We start from the raw sequence: 20092 nt of genomic DNA on the forward strand, positions 1-20092 counted from the left end.
TTTGCCATGGCGTGGTGCGGCTCAGGGCTTGCCGGCCGCCCAGTTGTTGGTGCCGCCGCCGTTCGTGCGGTCGTTCTCGAGCGCCTGCTTGTCGACGATCGTCAGGTTGTCCGTGCGGCTCGGGGCCTTGCGCGGGATGAGGGTGCCGGTCGGCGTGTAGCTCGAATCGAGGTAGGTGTTACCACCTTGCGTCGGTTTGGCGCCATCGGCGGCGCAGCCGGACAGCAGGATGGCGGTGGCCGCCAGGATCGGCGGAACGATGCGGTTCATTACGTGACTCTCCTGTAGTGAGTTGCGGTTGGCAGGTCATTTGATGCAAACGGCGCGCACCATCTTGATGTCGGTGACGCCGCCCAGGATCTTCTCGATGCCGTCCATTTTCAGGGTCAGCATCCCGTCCTCCAGCGCGGCCGCGAGCAGTTCGGCCACGCGCGCGTGCTCGGTCAGCAGGCGCTTGATACGCTCGCTGCCCAGCATCAATTCATGCAGGCCGACGCGCCCGCGGTATCCCTTGTTGCACTCGGCGCAGCCCACGGCACGGTACAGCGTGAAGCGTCCCGTGGCATCGCCGTGGCGCTGGCGCCAGCCGGCCAGCACGGCCGCGCGCGCGGTCTGCGGGTCCGTCTTGTAAGAATCCTGGCCGCGCAACTCCTCGCAGTATTCGTCGAGCAGCGCTTCCACCTCGGCGTCGTCGGGGTGGTAGGCCTGGCGGCACGCGGTGCACAGGCGGCGCGCCAGACGCTGCGCCAGGATGCCCAGCAGGGCGTCGGCAAAATTGAAGGGGTCCATGCCCATGTCGAGCAGGCGCACGACGGATTCCGGCGCGCTGTTCGTGTGCAGGGTCGAGAACACGAGGTGGCCCGTCAGCGACGCTTCGATGCCCGTGCTGACGGTCTCGCGGTCGCGCATCTCGCCGACCATGATCACATCCGGATCGGCACGCAGGAAGGCACGCATGACGGTGGCGAAGTCGAGGCCCGTCTTGCGGTTGACCTGCACCTGGCGCAGGCCCTTCTGGGTGATCTCGACCGGGTCCTCGGCCGTCCAGATCTTGGTCTCCGGCGTATTCAGGTGCGCCAGGATCGAGTGCAGGGTCGTGGTCTTGCCCGAGCCGGTCGGCCCGCACACGAAGAACAGGCCGTACGGCTTGGCGACGGCGGCCTTCAGGCGCGCCAGGTTGTGCGGCAGGATGCCCAGTGCGTCGAGCGGGATCGGCTCGCCCGCTTGCAGGATGCGCATCACGATGTCCTCGACGCCGCCGCTGGACGGGATCGTCGCCACGCGCAGTTCGATGTCGAGCGGGCCGTACTTGCGGAAGCGGATCTTGCCGTCCTGCGGCTTGCGCCGCTCGGAGATGTCGAGGTCGCACATGATTTTGACACGTGCGACGAGGGCGTTGCGGTAGCTGGCCGGGATCTCGATGTACGGCACCAGCACGCCGTCCTTGCGGAAGCGGATGCCCGTCTTGCCGCGGCCCGGCTGGGGTTCGATGTGGATGTCGGACGCGCCCTGGCGATGCGCGTCGACGATGATCCGGTTCAGCAGCTTGACCAGCTCGTTCTCGACGGCGGCCGAGACCTCGGTGCCGCCGCCGTCCGCATCCTCGTCCGGATCGCTGTCCTCCGCCAGGTTCGACAGCAGTTCGCCGACACTTCCATCGTCGGCCGCGGCGGCGCCGAAGAACTGGGCCACCGTCTGGTTGAGGTCGTGGCGGGTCGTCACGCGCCACGCGATGCGCGCGCGGCCGAACACCTGTGCGGCGATGTGGCTGGCGGCCACGCGCTCCGGGTCGAGCGCCATCAGCACGAGGCCGTCGGGACCATCCTCCAGCGGCAGCCAGCCGTGTTCGAGCGCGTACTGCGGCTTCAGGTTGCGCAGCAGCTCGACGGGCTTCACGCGGTCGGCGCGGAACGGTTCGTAGGGCAGGCCGCAGTACGCCGACAACGCCTCGCCGATCTGGGCCGGCTTCAGGTGGAAGTCGGACAGCAGCACGTCCTCGATGTCGGCGTCGCGCTCGCGCGCGAGGCGCGTGGCCAGTTCCAGTTCCTGCACGGCGAGGACCGCACGCGTGACGAGGGCGTCGTAGCGGCCGCGCGGCAGCGGGGCGCGCAGGCGCTGGCTGAATGCGACGGCCAGGGTGTCGCACAACTGCTTGATGCCGTCCAGGCACAGCTGGGGGAAGGGGCCGCCGGAACGGTGGTTGATGAACTGGATGACGCCGAGCAGCGCGCCGCCCGCGTCGATCAGCGGCGCCACCAGCATCTCGCGCGTGCGGTAGCCCGTGCGCTGGTCGACGCCGCGCTGGAAGCGCAGCGTGGGCGCCAGGCGCCGCAGCTCGGCTTCGTCGTAGACGTCGGCGATGTTGACGGTCAGGCGTGCCAGCGCCACGAAGCCGGCGATGGAGCCCGGCCCGATCGGCAGCTGCAGGTGGCGGATTTCGGACAGGCCGGTCTTGACCTTGGCGACGAGGGCGTCCTGCGCCGGCGTGACGGCGTACAGGGTAAAACGGTCGGCATCGAACAGGCCGCAGAAATCCTGGCCCAGGTCGAGCATGATCTGGTCCAGGTTGGCGGTGGCGTGGATCCTCGTGGTGATGGCCTGCAGGCGGCGCTGGAAGTCGAGCCGCCGCGCCGTGTCGTCGGGCGCGCGCCGGTCGACCCGCCGTTCTCCTGTCTGCTGATCCACGAAATCGTCGCTCATCAGAGCTCCATTTCCAGGCCTTCGTAAGCCAGTGTCACGGCGAGGCCGTTCAACCTGTCCTGCCAGCGTGCGACGGCCTGCGCGAACACGGCTTCCAGCTCGTCGTCCGAGCGGGTCGGCTCGTGGTGGGTGCAGACCAGGCTGCGCGCGCCGACCTTCAGCGCCAGCGCGATGGCGCCGTCGAACGTGCCGTGGCCCCAGCCCTGCTTGGCCGGATATTCCTCCACGGTGTAAGAGCAGTCGGCGACGAGCGCGTCGACGCCTTCCATTGTGCGCTCGATCTCGCGCTCGCGCCGTTCGATTTCGCGCTGCGCCGTGTCGTACGCCGCGCTGCCGGGGGCGTGCGGATTGAAGAAGGGTTCGTGGTCGCCCGTGAAGAACATGGCGCGGCCGTTGCATTCCACGCGGTAGCCGAGGTTCGTCACGGGGTGGTTCATCACGACGTTGTGCACGACCACGTCGCCGACCGCGTGCGGCACGCCGATCTCCAGTGTCCGGTAGTCGATCGTGGCATCCATGCGTTCCTCGCTGACGGGGAAGTAGCTGTTCTGCAGCTGCACGCCCATCACGTGCTCGATGCCCTGGCCCGTGACGGGATCGTGGACACCGTGCAGGCATACGCGCGTGCCCTTCACGAACAGCGGCGTGAAGAAGGGCAGGCCGTGGATGTGATCCCAATGGCTGTGCGTGATGAAGATGTTGGCGTGCACGGGCGCGCCGTCTTCCGCGCGCCGGCGCATCAGGTCCTGGGCGAGCGCGTAGATCCCCGTGCCGGCGTCCAGCACCACGAGGGTGCCGTCGTCGCCGCGCACCTCGATGCACGTGGTGTTGCCGCCGTAGCGCACGGTACGCGGCCCGGGGGACGGGATCGATCCGCGTACTCCCCAGAATCTGAATTTCATTAGGACTCCTCTTGCTGTGCAGCCTCGTCGTCTGCTCTGTTTTCCGTCGCGGCCAGGCCAGCACCGTTGCAATATATGTCAGATCATAACGTTTATTTGTAACCGATTATCTGAAATTTGCAATTCTGCATCACTTGGTGTACAGCGGCGTGTAACGACGTTACACTGTGGCGGAATTTCATCCCGGCAATTAATGTGGCGATCCATCACATGCAAGAGCTCACCCCGACCAATATCGTAGAGCGGCTCGACCTGCTCACGGAGGTCAGCGTCGCCCTCGGTGACGGCCACGACATCGGCACCTTCCTCGACCGCATCCTGAAGGTTGCCAAGAGCATGACGCACGCGGACGGCGGCACGCTGTACCGCCCGAGCAGCGACGAGCGCAGCCTGTGCTTCCATATCTCGCTGAACGACACGCTGGAACTCTACCAGGGCGGCGCCAGCGGCAACACGATCGACCTGCCGCCGATCCCGCTGTACGACCAGTACGGCAACAAGAACCTCGCGTCGGTGGCGGCCTATGCGGCCAACTTTCACCAGTCCGTGAACATCGCCGACGTGTACCAGGCCGACGTCTTCAATTTCTCGGGCATGCGTTCGTTCGACCAGACGTTCGGCTACCGATCGAAGTCGATCCTGACGGTGCCGATGACGAACCACGAGGGCGAACTGGTCGGCGTGCTCCAGCTGATCAACGCCCGGGACCGGGACACCGGCGAGATCGGCGCGTTCTCCGACACCGACCAGCGCTTCATCGAGGCGCTCGCGGCCCAGGCGGCCGTCGCGCTCACGAACCAGCAGCTCGTCGTGCAGATGGAGCAGCTGCTGGAAGCCCTCGTCAACCTGATCAACATCGGCATCGACGAAAAATCGCCGTACACGGGCCGCCACTGCCAGTTCGTGCCGGAGCTGACGATGATGCTGGCCGAGGCCGTGCACGACACGGGCATCGGCCCGATGGCGTCGTTCCGCATGAGCGACCGCGACCGCCGCGAACTGTGGCTGGCCGGCCTGCTGCACGACTGCGGCAAGATCACGACGCCGGTCCACGTCGTCGACAAGGCGACCAAGCTCGAGACGATCTTCGACCGCATCCACATGATCGACACGCGCTTCGAGGTGCTGCTGCGCGACGCCGAGATCCGCGCGCTGCGCGCGCAATGCGAACCGGACGCGAACCGCGCGGCGATCGCCGACCGACTCGCGTCCGAGCAGGCGCGCCTGCGGCTTGATCGCGACTTCCTGCGCCACGCCAACGTGGGCAGCGAAGGCATGTCGCCGGAGGACCAGGAGCGCGTGCGCCGTATCGCCGCATACCGCTGGACGGGGCCGGACGGCGTCGAACGCGACTTCCTCGACGACGACGAGGTGCGCAACCTGACCGTACGCTTTGGTACACTCAACGACGACGAACGCAAGATCATCAACAACCACATCGTCGTGACGATCCGCATGCTCGAATCCCTGCCCTGGCCGAAGCACCTCAAGAACGTCCCGGAATACGCCGGCGGCCACCACGAGCGCATGGACGGCAAGGGCTATCCGCGCGGCCTCACGCGCGAGCAGATGTCCGTGCAGGCGCGCGTGATGGCCATCGCCGACATCTTCGAGGCCCTGACGGCGCGCGACCGCCCGTACAAGAAGGGCAAGACGCTGTCCGAATCGCTGCACATCCTCGGCAAGTTCGCCCTCAACGGCCACATCGACCCGGACCTGTTCGACATCTTCGTACGCCAGAAGGTGTACCTGAAATTCGCGCGCAAGAATCTGGATGCGTCGCAGATCGACCATGTCGACGAAGCGGCGATCCCGGGCTATACGCCGTGAAGCTGTTGCGCCGCTACGGTCCGCGCTGGGCACTGGGGCTGGCGCTGACGCTGGCCGCGCTGGCCTACGTGATGAACGTGTGGAGCAGCCACGCGATCGCGCGCCAGGACACCATCATCGGCGACCTGCGCATGCGCCTGGAAGCCCCCGTGCTCGATCCACGTATCGTGATTGTCGATATCGACACGAAGAGCCTGGGGGAGGTCGGGCGGTTTCCCTGGAGCCGCAACGTGCTGGCGAAGCTGGTCGACCAGCTGGCCGGGCACTACAAGGCCGGCGCGATCGGCTTCGACATTTCCTTTCCCGAGCCGGACACCAGTTCGGGCTACGCCGTGCTGGAGCGGCTGGCGGCGCACGATTTGAAGGACGACGCAGCCCTGCACGCGCGGCTGGCGCAGCTACAGCCGGCGCTCGACTACGATGGCCTGTTCGCCAAGGCGCTGCAGGACCGGCCCGTCGTGCTGGGCTATAACCTGGCGGAAGTAAAGCGCGGCGCGCTCCCGTCGCCTGCGTTTACGCTGGCCGACCTGAAAGGGCGCGACCTGGTCGCCTACGCCGCGGACGGCTATGAGGCCAACCTGGCGCGCCTGCAGGCCGCGGCACGCGGCGCAGGCAGCTTCACGGTGATCTCCGATGACGACGGCATGGTGCGATCCAGTTCGCTGCTGCAGCGCATCGGCGACGGCTATTACCCGTCGCTGGCGCTGGCCACGGCGGCCGTCTGGCTGGACGCGAGCGCGATCGCCCCGGTGTTCGACACGGCGGACGCCGACAGCGGCGCCGCCGACTTCATCCGCCTGTCGGGCACGCGCGGCGCGCGCCGCATCCCCGTCGGACTGGGCCTCCTGACCAACGTGCAGTTCCGCGGCCCGGGCGGCCCGCAGGGCGGGGCATTCCGTTATGTGTCGGCGGCGGACGTGCTGGCGGGGCGGGTGAAGCGCGAGGTGCTGGAAGGCGCGATCGTGCTGGTCGGGACGACGGCGCCCGGCCTGCAGGACTTGCGCGCCACGCCCGTCAACAAGGAATATCCGGGTGTCGAGGTGCACGCCAACGTCATCAAGTCCATTCTCGACCAGCACTACAAGACGCATCCCGATTACGCGTCGGGCATCGAGTACATGCAGGTGATCGTCGTGGGTCTGGTCCTGGCGCTGCTGCTGCCGGCCCTCGCGCCAGTGGCGGCCGTGCTTGCGTCCGGCGTGGCCTTCACGGCCGTGGCGGGCCTGAACTGGTACGCGTACCGCGCGCTCGACTGGACGACGGACATGTTCATCTGCCTCCTGCTGATCGCCGTCCTGTTCGTTCTGAACCTGGCCTGGGGCTGGTTCTTCGAGCACCGCAAGGGCCGCGCGCTCGTCTCGCGCTTCGGCGAATACGTGGCGCCGGAACTCGTCGCCCAGATGGCCGAGAATCCGGAAGCCTATACGATGGAAGGAGAAAGCCGCGAGCTGTCCGTGATGTTCGTCGACGTGCGCGGCTTCACGACGATCTCGGAAGGCCTGTCGCCGAAGGCGCTGCGCGAGTACATCAACCTCTACCTCACCGCGATGTCCGAGGATATCCGCGGCAGCCACCAGGGCACGCTCGACAAATACATCGGCGACGCCGTGATGGCCTTCTGGGGCGCGCCCGTCGCCTTCGCCGACCACGCGAGCCGCGCGGTGGCCACGTCGCTGCTGATGCAGGCCAGCGCGGCGCGCCTCAACGAGGACTTCCAGCGGCGCGGCTGGCCGCCGCTCGCGATCGGCATCGGCATCAACTCGGGCCTGATGCACGTGGGCGACATGGGCTCCGCGATCCGCCGCGCCTACACGGTGATGGGCGACGCGGTGAACCTCGGTTCGCGCCTGGAGGGCATCACGAAGGTGTACGGCGTCGGCATCGCGGTGGGCGAGGCCACGCGCCTGGCGGCGCCGGAATTCGTCTACCGTGCACTGGATCTCGTGCGTGTAAAAGGCAAGAACGAACCGGTGGCGATCTTCGAACCGCTCGGCAAACCGGCCGATCTCGCCCCCGCCGTGCTGGACGAACTGGCCGCCTGGGACGCGGCGCTGGCCAGGGTGCGGGCGCAGGACTGGGACGGCGCGCAAGAAGCCGTCGCGGCGCTGCAGGCGGCGCATCCGCAGCGCGCGCTCTACGCCCTGTACCTGGAACGGATCGCGCACTGGCGTGCCGATCCGCCGGGAGCGGGGTGGGATGGTGTGACGACGTTCGAGACCAAGTAGCGCCGGCGTGTCGGCCGCGCAACGTCCTTGCCCGGTATTCCCCCATCCCGTGGGGAAGAGTTCTGATTTTCAAGTTTTTTTCTCTCAAGCAAGGAAAACCTCTTTACACTCGTAACGAAACCGAGGTTTTCCTCTACGCGGAAGTGCCGCAGGCCCGGGAATGCATGGGCCAGAACAACAACGATATGGTCACCCACAACATGAAACTACGCTTGGCACGCCTGGTCGCGGGCTCGGTGCTGGCTGCCGCCGTCGGCGCCGCCTGGGCCGACGATGCGATCCGGTTCGAGATCAGCCGCTTCGACGTGAGCGGCAACACCTTGCTGCCCGCTGCCGAGGTGCAGGCCGCCGTCGCGCCGTACACGGGCGCGGGTCGCGATTTCGGCGACGTCCAGCGCGCACTGGAAGCGCTCGAGGCGCTGTACCACGCGCGCGGCTGGAACGTCGTCACCGTCCAGTTGCCCGAACAGGAACTCAATGGCGGCGTCGTGCGCCTGCACGTCGTCCAGACAAAGGTGCGCCAGGTCGAGGTGACGGGCAACCGCTGGTTCTCCGAGGCGAACGTGCGTGCCGGCCTGCCCACGCTGGTGCCGGGCGCGACGCCCAATCTGGCGGACGTGTCGCGCAACCTCAGGCTCGTCAACGAGAACCCGGCGAAGAAGGTCAAGCTGAGTCTCGCTGGCGCCGACGCCAATGGCGAAGATGCGGTCGACGCGAAAGTGGAAGTGGCGGACGAGCGCCCGTGGAAGGTGATGTTCAACGTGGACAACACGGGCACCGAGTCCACCGGCAAGACCCACGCGGGCGTGCTGCTACAGCATGCGAACCTGTGGGGCCGCGACCACGTGGGCACCCTGCAGTACACGACGACGGCCGAGCGCCCGGACCGCGTGGCCGTGTGGGCCGCCGGCTACCACGTGCCGCTGTACGCGCTGGGCGATTCCATCGACCTGTTCGCGAGCTATTCGGACGTCGACTCGGGCGCCGTCAACGCCGGCCTGTTCGACCTCGCCGTGAGCGGCAAGGGCACGGTCTACGGCGGCCGCTACAACCATGTTCTGCCGAAGCGCGGCAACCTGGAGAGCCGGATCGTCTATGGCTTCGACGTCAAGGCCTACCGCAACAACGTCGTGTTCGGCACGCAGAACTTCGGCAACGACGTCACCGTGCGGCCCTTGAGCATCGCCTGGGCCGGCAGTGTCGCGGCGCCCGATGGCCAGACCGACTTCTCGATCGCCCTGCTACAGAACGTGCCGGGCGGCTCGCGCGGCAGCGCGGACGACTTCGCGGCCGTGCGCAGCGGCGCCAAGGCCGGCTATCGCATGGTGCGCTTCGCGGCCGCCTTCACCAACGTCATCGCGGCCGACTGGCAGACGCGCGTGCTGCTGAACGGCCAGTGGACGCACGACGCGCTGGTGCCGGGCGAGCAGTTCGGCGCCGGCGGCGCGACGACCGTGCGCGGCTTCGGCGAGCGCGATCTCGCGACGGACACGGGCATCGTCTCCAACATCGAACTGTACACGCCGGACCTGTGCGGCCGCGCGGGCTGGCAATGCCGCCTGCTCGGCTTCTACGACACGGCCTGGGGCGAGCGCAATCGCGCGCTGCCGGCCGAACTGCATCGCACCGCGATCTCCAGCACGGGCCTCGGCCTGCGTGTCTCGGCGGGCGGCGCGGCCAGCGTGCAGCTCGACTACGGCCACGGCATGCACGTCGGCCAGGTGGCGGCCACCAGCCGGAACAAGCTCCACGTGCGCGTGGCGCTGGCGTATTGAGGATCCATCCATGACTTCTTCCATCCAAAGACGGCTCGGTGCACTGCTGCTCGCGGCATGCTACTGCGCGACCGGTTCTGCCGCGCCCACGCTGCCGCAGGTCGTCGCCGGCCAGGCGACGTTCAACCAGCAGGGCAACGTGTTCTCGATCACGAACACGCCCGGCGCCATCATCAACTGGCAGAGCTTCAACATCGGTGCCGGCGAGGTCGCGCGCTTCATCCAGCAGAATGCGGACAGCGCGGTGCTGAACCGCGTGCTGGGCCAGGATCCGTCGAAGATCCTCGGTGCGCTGCAATCGAACGGCAAGGTCTTCCTGATCAACCCGAACGGCATCCTGTTCGGCCAGGGTGCGCGCGTGGACGTGAACGGCCTCGTGGCCTCCACCCTGAACATCAGCGACGCCGACTTCCAGGCGGGCCGCAAGCGCTTCCAGGCAGGGGCCAAGGAAAGAAATGAGGGCACCGTGCGCAACGAGGGCACGATCGCGACGCCATCCGGCGGCCAGGTCTTCCTGATCGCGCCGCACGTCGAGAACACGGGTCTCGTTACGGCACCGAACGGCGACGTGATCCTCGCGGCAGGCCACAGCGTGCAGCTGGTGGATTCGAACGATCCGGACCTGCGTGTCGAACTCGCCGCGCCGGCGGGACAGGCCGTCAACCTGGGGCAGGTGATCGCGCAGGGCGGGCGCATCGGCATCTACGGCGCCCTGGTGAACCAGCGCGGCGTCGTCAACGCGGACAGCGCCGTCATGGGCGCGAATGGCCGCGTCGTCCTGAAAGCGAGCCGCGCGGTCGCGCTGGACGCGGGCAGCGTCACGCGCGCTGCCGGTAACGCGGGCGCGGATGGCGGCACCGTGCAGGTGCTGGGCCAGCAGGTGGATATTGCCGCGGGTGCCGGCGTCGATGCGAGCGGCCGCAATGGCGGCACGGTGCTCGTCGGCGGCGACTGGCAGGGCGGCGGCAAGGTCATGCGCGCGCAGAACACCTCCGTCGCGCACGGCGCCGTCATACGTGCCGACGGCAGCGCCGGTAACGGCGGCAAGGTCGTGCTGTGGTCCGATGGCGCGACGGCGGCGCACGGCGTTGTCTCGGCGCGCGGCAGCGCGGCCGGCGGCAAGGTCGAGACGTCGGGCCATGCGCTCGACGTGGACGGCATCGCGGTCGATGCATCCGGCAGCAAAGGCAGGAACGGCACGTGGCTGCTGGACCCGTACGATATCGAAGTCGTGGCGGGCGGCACGGCGAACGCGAACGATGTCAAGACCTCCACCGGCGGCACCTCGACGGGCGTCACGCGCGTGGCACCCGCCACGCTGACGGCGGCGGGCACGGACGTCATCCTGCAGGCGCAGCACGACCTCACCGTCACGGACGCGCTGGACGCGACCGGCAGCGTGCGGGCACAGGCGGGCAACGATATCCGCGTCAACGCCCAGGTGAGCGCGGGCGGCGACCTCGATTTCCGCGCGCAGAATGCGTTCACGCTGGGTGCCAACGGCCTGCTCAAGACCGGGAACTACATCGACATCAGCGCCAACCAGATCACGCTCGCCGGCAGCATCGCCGGCAGCGGCCAGTTGCCGATCCTGACCCTGACGTCGGCCGATCCGGGCCGCGCCATCAGCATCGGTTCGGGGACGGGCAGCAAGGGGGCGCTGGCGCTGGACGCCTCGTCCCTGCAGCGCCTGAGCGGCAATCTCTTCGAGATCAACGTGGGCAACAGCGCGCACACGGGCACCGTGTCCGTCGACAGCGCATTGACTGCGGCGACCAACGTCGTGTTGGAAAACGCCGGCGACATTCATATCGGCGCGCCCGTCGACCTGTCCGCGAACGCGGCCAGCCGCTTCATCGCGAGCCAGTACGCGAGCGGCGGCCTGATCGACGTCGCGGGGACCGTGAAGGCAGCGAAGTCCGTGCTGCTGCAGGGGGACCGCCTCGCCATCGGCGCGACCGTGTCCGCCGGCGGCGTCAAGCTGCAACCGAACAGCGCGGGCACGCACATGGTCATCGGCGGCACCAGCGCCGGCGACGGCTTCACGCTCGGCCAGGCTGCGCTGTCCAACGTGCAGACGGCCGATCTTACGATCGGCGGACTGGCGGGCGGCTGGGGCGGCATCGACGTCGACGGCGCCGCCAGTTTCGCGGGTGCGAAGCTGACCCTGGACGCCGGCAACGGCGAGCTGGCGATCAAGGCGCCGCTGAGCGCGACCGGCACGCTGGCGCTGACATCCAACCTCGGCATCTATGAACGTGATACCGGCATCGTCAAGGCCGGCAACGTGGCACTGCGCGGCGGCCAGGTCGTGTTCACGGGTGCCAACGTGATCGGCACCTTGTCCGGCAGCGCGAGCGGCAACCTGTTCCACGTCGTCAACCAGGGCGGCCTGCGGATCGGCACCGTCGACGGCATGAGCGGCATCGCCGCACCCAACGCCAGCGTGCAATTCGTCAGCGGCGGCCTCCTGATGCTCGATGCCGGCATCGCCGGCGGCGCCGATGCGACCCTGGACGCGGCGGGCATCGCCGGCAGCGGCCTGCTGCAGGCCGGCACGCTGGCGCTGAAGTCCAGCGCCGGCATCGGCACCACGACGACCCCGCTCAACACCCGCACCGGTACGCTGACGGCGTCCAACCAGGGCACGGGCAGCCTGCCGATCAACGTCGCCAACGACGGGCCGCTGCTGCTGCGCCGGGCCGTGCAGGACGGCCAAGGCAATGGCGGCGCGATCGTCGTCGACAGCGTGGGCGGCATGACCGTGCCCGCGTTCGACGTGACCGACGGCGCCGGCGAAGTGCGCACCAACAGCGGCGACATCAGTCTCACGACGCACAGCCCGCTGACGATCCACGGCCGCGTGGCGACGACGAGCGGCAACGTGCGTCTGCTGGCCGACAATGGCGGCGCCGTCACGATCTCGTCCAGCGCCCGTGTGATGTCCGTCAGCGGCAACGTCAGCGTCACGGGCGGCTCCACGGAGATCGCGGCAGACAGCATCAGCGTGTCCAGTCCGGACAAGCTGCAGGTGAACACCAACGGCACTGGTACGCCGACCCCGAACCCGACGCCGACGCTGGACGCCTGCCTCGCCAACCGCACGACGGCCGGCTGCGCCCCCGTGCTGGCGGCCGCGGTGCAGGCCTGCACGGCGAATCCGTCCGGCCCGCGCTGCGGCGAGATCCTGCCGACGTACGAGACGTGCTCGGCCCAGCCCACCGCGCCCGGCTGCGCCCCCATCATCAAGGAACACGACGCGATCACCGCGTGCATGGCCGACCCGAAGGCGCCCGGCTGCGCGACGACTCTGCCCGTCTACGACGTCTGCAAGACGGCGCCGTCGACGTATGGCTGCTCGGTCGTCATCAAGGAACACGACGCGATCTCCGCGTGTATCGCCGATCCGAAGGCGCCGGGCTGCACGACGACGCTGCCGCCGCTGGACCAGTGCCGCGCGGACGGCAGTGCCTACGGCTGCGCGGCCGTGCTGGCGCGCGCCAGATTCGACGCCTGCCTCGCGAATCCGTCCGGCGCCGGATGCGGCGACGTCCTGCCGAAGCTGGACGTGTGCAAGCTGACGCCGTCGCTGGAAGGTTGTACGCAGGTGCTGGCGCTGGGCTTCCAGGCCTGCCTCGCAAATCCGCACGATCCGGGCTGCAGCGGGATCCTGCCCACGCTGACGCAATGCCAGGGCAACAGCAAGCTGCCCGGCTGCGAGGTCGTGCTGCCGACGCTGGCCCAGTGCATCGGCAGCCCGAGCCTGCAGGGCTGCGACGTACGCCTGCCGAGCCTCGCGGTGTGCGCGGCGGCACCGTCGACGGCAGGGTGCGAAGCCGTGCTGCCGACGGCGTCGTTCTGCAGCACGCATCCGGGCGACGCCGTCTGCGTGGTGTTCGGCGGCGGTACCGGCACCGGCCAGAACGCGCAGGGCACGCCGGTGGCGCAGGCGGTGCAGACGGTCGTCCAACTCATCAACACGTCGACGCCCACTATCGCCGGCAGCGGCGCCGGCAAGAGCGACAAGGACGCAGCGGCCGGCAAGCCGGCCGAACGCCTGTCGGGCCTCGCGCAAGTGGAACAATCTGGAGTCAAGAATGAAAAACCTGCGACCAAAACGTACTGCAATTGAGGCGCTGGCCCGGACCCTGCTGTGCGCCGTGCTGCTGCTCGCCGGCGGCGCGGCATGGGCAGGGCAGGCCGTGGGCGTCGTGGAGCACCTGAGCGGCCCGCTCATGGATCGCAAGGCCGACGGCACCGTCAAGGTGCTGGCCGCGAAGTCGGAGGTGGAGAGCGGCGACACGCTCGTGGCGGAGAAGAACACGTATGCGCAGATCCGCTTCATCGACAACAGCGAGATCACGCTGCGTCCCGGCACCACCTTCAAGATCGACAACTTCGCCTACGACACCGACAAGCCGGACGGCGACAGTGCCGTGTTCAGTCTCGTCAAGGGCGGCCTGCGCTCGATCACGGGCCTGCTGGGCAAGCGCAACAAGGAGAAGTTCCAGCTCAAGACGCCGGCCGCCACGATCGGCATCCGCGGCACGACGTTCATCGCGCAGTGGGTCGAACCTGCGCTCCCCGCGGCGCGGGTGCCGGACCTCACGCCCGGCCTGCACGTGGCGGTGCTGGACGGGTTGATCGTCGTGACGAACCCGGGCGGCGCGCAGCACTTCGCGGCCGGGCAGTTCGGCTTCGTGCCCAACATGACCGCGCCGCCCGTCGTGCTCCCGCAGAACCCGGGACTGAAGTTCACGCCGCCGCCGGCATTCAATATCGGTGCGGGCGGACCGCTGGCGTCGCAGGGGCCGGGGGCGTTGCAGAACACGGTGGATTGCATCGTGCGATAAGCCGGACTGCCAAACAACGTCGCCCCTGCGAAGGCAGGGGCCTGATTCGCAAGCAATGCGGTAACGCCAGCAAAATTGGGTCCCCGCCTGCGCGGGGACGACGTAGTGAGGCTCACAATGAAAAAAGCCTGTGCACCTTCCGGCGCACAGGCTTTTTTGTTGAGGTCAGCCGACCGTTACAGCACGTCGCTCGCGTGGTCCGCCAGGCGCGAACGCTCGCCGCGCGCCAGGGTCACATGGCCACCGTGACCCCAGCCCTTGAAGCGGTCGACCACGTACGTCAGGCCGCTCGAGCCCTCGGTGAGGTAAGGCGTGTCGATCTGCGCGATGTTGCCGAGGCAGAGGATCTTCGTGCCCGGGCCCGCGCGCGTGACCAGCGTCTTCATCTGCTTCGGCGTCAGGTTCTGCGCCTCGTCGATGATGAGGAACTTGTTCACGAACGTGCGGCCGCGCATGAAGTTCAGCGACTTGATCTTGATGCGCGAACGGATCAGGTCCTGGGTCGCCGCGCGGCCCCAGTCGCCCGCGTCGCCGTCGCCCTTCATGAGCACTTCCAGGTTGTCGTCGAAGGCGCCCATCCACGGCGACATCTTTTCTTCCTCGGTGCCGGGCAGGAAGCCGATGTCTTCGCCGACGGGCACCGTCACGCGGGTGACGATGATCTCGTTGTAGACCTTCGTTTCCAGCACCTGCGCCAACCCCGCCGCCAGCGCCAGCAGCGTCTTGCCCGTGCCGGCCTGGCCGAGCAGCGAGACGAAGTCGACTTCCGGATTCATGAGCAGGTTCAGCGCGAAGTTCTGCTCGCGGTTGCGCGCGGTGATGCCCCACACGTTGTTCTTGTTGCTGGAATAGTCGCGCAGGGTCTGCAGCACGGCGGTCTTGCCGTTGATCTGCTTGACCTGGGCGTACAGCGGCGCTTCGCCGTTCTTCGGTTCCAGGTACACGAACTGGTTGACGAGCAGGGTCGGGATCAGCGGACCCGTGATGCGGTAGAACGTGGACGAGTAGCCGCCCTTGATCTCCTGCCACGATTCCACGCCCTTGCCGTGCTTCGTCCAGAAGTCGTCCGGCAGCTGGACGATGCCCGAGTACAGCAGGTCGGTGTCTTCCAGCACGTGGTCGTTGAAGTAGTCCTCGGCGGCCAGGCCCAGCGCGCGCGCCTTGATGCGCATGTTGATGTCCTTCGACACCAGCACGATCGCGCGGCCCGGCTGCTCGGCTTCCAGCGCGCGCACGACACCGAGGATCTGGTTGTCGGCCTTGCCGGACGGGAGACCCTCGGGCAGGGCGGCGCCGTTCAGGCGCGTCTGGAAGTGCAGGCGGCCCTTCGCATCCTTGTTGCCCAGCTTGGCCAGCGGGATGCCGGTCTCGATGGCGTCGTCGTCGACGTTGGCGATCAGGGCGTCCAGCGTGCGCGAGACCTGGCGCGCGTTGCGCGCGACCTCCGACATCCCCTTCTTGTGGTTGTCGAGTTCCTCGAGCGTCATCATCGGCAGGTAGACGTCGTGTTCCTCGAAGCGGAACAGCGAGGTCGGGTCGTGCATCAGCACGTTGGTGTCGAGCACGAACACCTTCGTGGTGCCCGACGTGTCGGCCTTGCGGCTGGCCTGCGACTTGACGTTGACCTCGACCGGCTTGTGCTTGGCCGGATGCGGTTCGTTCATGTCGGTCTCGCGCAGCTTGGCACCGGCACCTTCGGCCTTCGCCTTGCCGGGTTTCGCGGGCTTTTCGCCGCGGGCGGGCATCGTCGGAATCGCTGGTGCTTCAGGCGGCGTGTCTTCGCGCGCGGGCGGCTCGGCGAGCAGGGCGGCTTTCGACTTGCGCGCCTTGGTGGTCTTGGGCGCGGGCACGGCCGGGCCGCTGATCAGGTCTTCGACAGGGTCGTTTTCCGCTTTCGCGGCTGCGCGCACAGGCGTCTTGCCCGGTTCGGCCCTCGGATAATCCTTGGCCAGCAAAATGGTGGCCGGCTTGGTAGGGAGTTTAGGCAGTGGCATCAGGTTCTCAATCCAGAAAAGAAGTCGAAAAAACGCACCGCACGGCACGCGCGCGCCGTCGGGCAGACAGATGCAACTGGGGGGAGCTGCGAGGCGCCGGCGAAGCCCGGACGGGGGCCCTGGCCGGCAGCCAGATTGGAATGATGCGGTGAGGTAAAACAGTGACTCAAAATAGGCGAACGCTCGGCTAAGGGTTTTCAGTAACCATCGCCAGCCCGCTCTTTCAAGGCTGGCTCTTTAAAAATTCCAGCACTTCTTGGACGTGATCATTGACCTTCACGCCACGCCATTCTTTCACCAACTTGCCGTCAGCGTCAATGACAAACGTACTGCGCTCTACCCCCGCACTTTTTTGCCGTACATATTCTTCATCTTCATGACGTCGAACTGGGTGCACACGGCTTCGTCCGGATCGGAAATCAGGTCGAAGGGCAGGCCCAGCTTGGACTTGAAGTTTTCGTGCGAGCGCAGGGAATCGCGGCTGATGCCGTAGATGTCGGTGTTCAGCGCCCTGAATTCGTCGTAGTGGTCGCGGAAGTTCATCGCTTCCGTCGTGCAGCCGGGGGTATTGTCTTTGGGATAGAAGTACAGCACCGTGTAGCGCGCCGGGCGACCGTTCAGCTGGAAGGTCTGGTCGCCGGTCATTGGCGCGTTGAAATTCGCCAAAGGCGCGGTGGCGCCGTCTGCGGTTGCGGGTGCTGCGGTTGGGCTTTCGGCCACGGTTTTCTCCTGTCTCGCGGCCTGGCACCGCGTGCTTACATAGTCTTGTCGAGGATGATCAGCTGGCCCGATCGTCCCGGTAACTCGCCCCACTGGACGGGATGTTCCGGCAGCGGGTCGCCTTTTATCTTCTCATAATAGTCCGCCATCGAGGCAAGTCGGTACCCTTGGGCTTTCCAACCTGATAACAGCTGCTCGAATATGGGGGCGAGTTTCTGTCCTTCAAGCTCCGCGTGCAAGGTATACACGTGGTCGCGCTGCGGGTGCGCCGTCAGCTTCAGCAGGTGGGACGCGATATTGGTCTCGTCGATGACGGTGCCGTCGATCTCGCGGCCCAGCAGCTCGTCCAAGGTAGGCAGGGTGGTGGGCATCTGGATGTGCGACAGCCCGCGGTAGCGGTAGGGGCCGAACTGCGGATCGGCCAGCGACCCGTCGTCGCGCAGCTGGGCGCGGCCGTCCGATGCGTAGCGGTAGCCCACGGCATCGTGGCGCGCGAAGGCGTGCTGGTTCATCTGCCAGCCCGCCGCGCCGTGCGTGTGCGGCGGCTCGCCGAACACCTGCGTGTAGCGCTGCTCGCTCTTCTTCATCATGCGGTCGGTCCACGCGGCGTCGCGCCCGCGTACGTTGTCCTGCCACCAGACGTGGTCCCACGTGTGGATGCCGCATTCGAAGCCGGCGTCGCGCGCGGCGCGCATCTCGGCGGCCGCCTTCGCCCCGATGTCCGGGCCGGGCAGCAGCACGCCGTACATCAGCGTCTTGAAGCCATAGTGCTCCACGACGGACGTGCGCGACACCTTCTGGAAGAAGCCGGGACGCAGCGCGCGCCGCATCGCCCATCCCGTGTGGTCCGGGCCCAGCGAAAACAGGAACGTCGCACCGGCCCCGTGCGCCGTCAACATGCGCACGAGGTTGGGCACGCCTTCGCGCGTGCCGCGGTAGGTGTCGACGTCGATCTTGAGGACGAGCAGCGGTGCCAAGGCGCGTCCTTTGCTTCAGTCGACGAGCGCCTGGGCCGCGGCGACCTGGCCACGGTAGGCGTCGAAGATGTGGCGCAGCGCGTCGGCCATCGTCACGGACGGGGCCCAATCGAGATCGTTCTTCGTGTTCTCGATCTTCGGCACGCGGTTCTGCACGTCCTGGTAGCCGGTGCCGTAGTAGGCGCCCGAGCTGGTCTCGACGATCTGCACTTTCTCCGCGCCGGCCGCGTATTCCGGGTACTCCGCCGCGAGCTTCATCATCATGTCGGCCAGTTCGCGGATCGAATAGTTATTCGTCGGGTTGCCGATGTTGTAGATCTGGCCGGTGGCGCGGCCGTCCTTGTTCTCGATGATCTTCATGAGCGCCGAGATGCCGTCGTCGATGTACGTGAAGGCGCGTTTCTGGTGGCCGCCGTCGACGAGCTGGATGGTCTCGCCGCGCACGATGTGGCCGAAGAACTGCGTCAGCACGCGCGACGAACCTTCCTTCGGCGTGTGGATGGAGTCGAGGCCGGCGCCGATCCAGTTGAACGGACGGAACAGTGTGAAGTTCAGGCCTTCCATGCCGTAGCCCCAGATCACGCGGTCCATCAGCTGCTTCGCGCAGGCGTAGATCCAGCGCGGCTTGTTGATCGGGCCGTAGACCAGTTCCGAGTTCTCCGGATCGAATTCGGCGTCGCGGCTCATGCCGTAGACTTCCGACGTCGACGGGAAGATCAGGTGTTTTTTATATTTCGCGGCCGAGCGGACGATCGGCAGGTTCGCCTCGAAGTCCAGCTCGAAGACTTTCAGCGGTTCCTTCACGTACGTCGACGGCGTCGCGATCGCGACCAGCGGCAGGATCACGTCGCATTTCTTGACGTGGTACTCGACCCATTCCGTGTTGATCGTGATGTCGCCTTCGAAGAAGTGCATGCGCGGATGGTCGACCAGGTGGCTGATGCGGTCGGAGCTCATGTCCATGCCGTAGACTTCCCAGTCGGTCGTCTCGAGGATGCGCTTGGAGAGGTGGTGGCCGATGAAGCCGTTGACGCCGAGGATGAGGACTTTTTTCATTTGGGTTTTCCTGGATGCTTGTTCAGGCCTGGCCTTCCGCGAGTTGTGCCCGCAGTTCGGCAGGAGAGATGCGCAGGCCGTCGGCCAGCAGGCTGTGAATGACAAGCGCGCGGCCGTCGCCGCAGACGCCGAGGATGGCATTATCGACGACCGCGAGGCCCGGCGTGAGGCCCTGAACATTACCGTTCTGTAATCGAGCGCGTTCGATGACGTAGCGGCGTGGGCCGACGTCCGTGAAGGCGCCGGGATAGGGCGGGGCCACGGCGCGGTGCAGGTTGTACACCTCCTGCGCGGGTTTCGTCCAGTCGATGCGGCCGTCTTCCGGCTTGCGGCCGCCGAAGTAGCCGCCTTTCGTCAGGTCGTTGGGCGTGCGCGGCGCCGTGCCGGCGAGGAGACTCGGCAGCACGTGGTACAGCGCCAGCTCCGCGGCGACCGTCACCTTGCCGAACACTTCGAACGCGGTGTCGTCGGGCAGGATCGGCACGGCCTGCTGCGCGACGATGGCGCCGGCGTCCGGTTTCACCGTCATCTCGTGCAGGGTGGCGCCGGTCTCGGTGGCGCCGTGCAGCACGGCCCAGTTGGTGGGCGCGCGGCCGCGGAACGCGGGCAGCAGCGAGCCGTGCATGTTGTACGCGGGCGCGATGTCGAGGATCGCCTGCGGCAGCATGTGGCGGAAGTAGAAGCTGAACATCAGGTCCGGCTGCGCGGCCTTGATCGCTTCAAGCAGGTCGGCGCCTTTCGCGTCTTCCGGCGTCAGGTAGGGGATGCCTTCGGTCTCGCACAGCGAGAGGACGGATTCGAACCAGATGTTCTCGGTGGCGCTGTCCTGGTGCGTGATGACGAGGGCGACGTCGACGCCCCCGGCCAGCAGCACCTTCAGGCAGCGTACGCCCACGTTGTGGTAGGCGAAGACGACTGCGCGTTTGCGGGGTTGGGTCATAGTGTTCGAGTCAATTTGGGATGAGCATGCAAAAACACCGTCATCCCCGCGGAAGCGGGGATCCATGCTGAGCCAATTCCGGACGCTCAGCATGGGTTCCCGCTTCCGCGGGAACGACGA

At 67.2% G+C, this 20092-nt stretch carries 12 protein-coding genes and 1 pseudogene; 5 read left to right on the top strand and 8 right to left on the bottom strand.

Annotation, left to right across the window (positions count from 1 at the left end):
• Positions 1 to 21: 21 nt before the first annotated feature.
• The 3 genes from P0M04_RS16770 to P0M04_RS16780 are packed head-to-tail and all read right to left on the bottom strand — an operon-like array spanning position 22 to position 3602.
• Positions 22 to 270 carry a hypothetical protein gene (locus P0M04_RS16770; protein WP_259452754.1) on the bottom strand — a complete coding sequence of 83 codons (249 nt, stop codon included), beginning with the start codon at positions 268 to 270 and terminating at the stop codon, positions 22 to 24.
• Between the two features lie 36 nt (positions 271 to 306).
• Positions 307 to 2700 (bottom strand): GspE/PulE family protein, encoded by a 2394-nt coding sequence (locus P0M04_RS16775; protein ID WP_259452755.1) that lies wholly within the window; start codon positions 2698 to 2700, stop codon positions 307 to 309.
• Positions 2700 to 3602 carry an MBL fold metallo-hydrolase gene (locus tag P0M04_RS16780; protein ID WP_259452756.1) on the bottom strand — a complete coding sequence of 301 codons (903 nt, stop codon included), beginning with the start codon at positions 3600 to 3602 and terminating at the stop codon, positions 2700 to 2702. The genes P0M04_RS16775 and P0M04_RS16780 overlap by 1 nt, the downstream gene beginning before the upstream one ends.
• A 210-nt stretch (positions 3603 to 3812) precedes the next feature.
• Between P0M04_RS16780 and P0M04_RS16785 the strand changes: the two genes are divergently transcribed.
• From P0M04_RS16785 to P0M04_RS16805, 5 genes are all read left to right on the top strand, one after another.
• Positions 3813 to 5432 carry an HD family phosphohydrolase gene (locus tag P0M04_RS16785; RefSeq protein WP_259452757.1) on the top strand — a complete coding sequence of 540 codons (1620 nt, stop codon included), beginning with the start codon at positions 3813 to 3815 and terminating at the stop codon, positions 5430 to 5432.
• 2 nt (positions 5433 to 5434) lie between these two features.
• Positions 5435 to 7657, top strand: coding sequence for a CHASE2 domain-containing protein (locus tag P0M04_RS16790; RefSeq protein WP_443098683.1), 2223 nt, complete (start codon positions 5435 to 5437; stop codon positions 7655 to 7657).
• A gap of 200 nt (positions 7658 to 7857) precedes the next feature.
• Positions 7858 to 9432: a ShlB/FhaC/HecB family hemolysin secretion/activation protein gene (locus tag P0M04_RS16795; RefSeq protein WP_259452759.1), complete on the top strand. Its 1575-nt coding sequence runs from the start codon at positions 7858 to 7860 to the stop codon at positions 9430 to 9432.
• 10 nt (positions 9433 to 9442) lie between these two features.
• Positions 9443 to 13564 (top strand): two-partner secretion domain-containing protein, encoded by a 4122-nt coding sequence (locus P0M04_RS16800; RefSeq protein WP_259452760.1) that lies wholly within the window; start codon positions 9443 to 9445, stop codon positions 13562 to 13564.
• Positions 13530 to 14285, top strand: a complete 756-nt coding sequence (locus P0M04_RS16805) for a FecR family protein (RefSeq protein WP_259452761.1) — start codon at positions 13530 to 13532, stop codon at positions 14283 to 14285. Before P0M04_RS16800 ends, P0M04_RS16805 begins: the two co-directional genes overlap by 35 nt.
• A gap of 176 nt (positions 14286 to 14461) precedes the next feature.
• On the opposite strand, the gene P0M04_RS16810 is transcribed toward P0M04_RS16805, so the two are convergent.
• From P0M04_RS16810 to P0M04_RS16830, 5 genes and pseudogenes are all read right to left on the bottom strand, one after another.
• Entirely contained in the window at positions 14462 to 16279 is a 1818-nt protein-coding gene (locus tag P0M04_RS16810; protein WP_259452762.1) for a PhoH family protein, read from the bottom strand.
• 223 nt (positions 16280 to 16502) lie between these two features.
• Positions 16503 to 16924: pseudogene (locus P0M04_RS16815) on the bottom strand (peroxiredoxin).
• 110 nt (positions 16925 to 17034) lie between these two features.
• Positions 17035 to 17976 carry a polysaccharide deacetylase family protein gene (locus tag P0M04_RS16820; RefSeq protein WP_259452764.1) on the bottom strand — a complete coding sequence of 314 codons (942 nt, stop codon included), beginning with the start codon at positions 17974 to 17976 and terminating at the stop codon, positions 17035 to 17037.
• Positions 17977 to 17991: 15 nt separating this feature from the next.
• Positions 17992 to 19032 (bottom strand): bifunctional UDP-4-keto-pentose/UDP-xylose synthase, encoded by a 1041-nt coding sequence (locus tag P0M04_RS16825; RefSeq protein ID WP_259452765.1) that lies wholly within the window; start codon positions 19030 to 19032, stop codon positions 17992 to 17994.
• A gap of 22 nt (positions 19033 to 19054) precedes the next feature.
• Complete coding sequence (locus tag P0M04_RS16830) at positions 19055 to 19972, bottom strand: formyltransferase (protein ID WP_259452766.1); 918 nt, start codon at positions 19970 to 19972, stop codon at positions 19055 to 19057.
• Positions 19973 to 20092 lie beyond the last annotated feature (120 nt).

The sequence above is a fragment of the Telluria mixta genome (assembly GCF_029223865.1).
GTDB classification, from domain to species: domain Bacteria; phylum Pseudomonadota; class Gammaproteobacteria; order Burkholderiales; family Burkholderiaceae_D; genus Telluria; species Telluria mixta.

What these genes read in the sequence shown, in the direction of transcription:
- P0M04_RS16770 (WP_259452754.1), bottom strand. Translation starts at nt 270, where the DNA reads ATGAACCGCATCGTTCCGCCGATCCTGGCGGCCACCGCCATCCTGCTG.
- P0M04_RS16775 (WP_259452755.1), bottom strand. Translation starts at nt 2,700, where the DNA reads ATGAGCGACGATTTCGTGGATCAGCAGACAGGAGAACGGCGGGTCGAC.
- P0M04_RS16780 (WP_259452756.1), bottom strand. Translation starts at nt 3,602, where the DNA reads ATGAAATTCAGATTCTGGGGAGTACGCGGATCGATCCCGTCCCCCGGG.
- P0M04_RS16785 (WP_259452757.1), top strand. Translation starts at nt 3,813, where the DNA reads ATGCAAGAGCTCACCCCGACCAATATCGTAGAGCGGCTCGACCTGCTC.
- P0M04_RS16795 (WP_259452759.1), top strand. Translation starts at nt 7,858, where the DNA reads ATGAAACTACGCTTGGCACGCCTGGTCGCGGGCTCGGTGCTGGCTGCC.
- P0M04_RS16800 (WP_259452760.1), top strand. Translation starts at nt 9,443, where the DNA reads ATGACTTCTTCCATCCAAAGACGGCTCGGTGCACTGCTGCTCGCGGCA.
- P0M04_RS16805 (WP_259452761.1), top strand. Translation starts at nt 13,530, where the DNA reads ATGAAAAACCTGCGACCAAAACGTACTGCAATTGAGGCGCTGGCCCGG.
- P0M04_RS16810 (WP_259452762.1), bottom strand. Translation starts at nt 16,279, where the DNA reads ATGCCACTGCCTAAACTCCCTACCAAGCCGGCCACCATTTTGCTGGCC.
- P0M04_RS16825 (WP_259452765.1), bottom strand. Translation starts at nt 19,032, where the DNA reads ATGAAAAAAGTCCTCATCCTCGGCGTCAACGGCTTCATCGGCCACCAC.
- P0M04_RS16830 (WP_259452766.1), bottom strand. Translation starts at nt 19,972, where the DNA reads ATGACCCAACCCCGCAAACGCGCAGTCGTCTTCGCCTACCACAACGTG.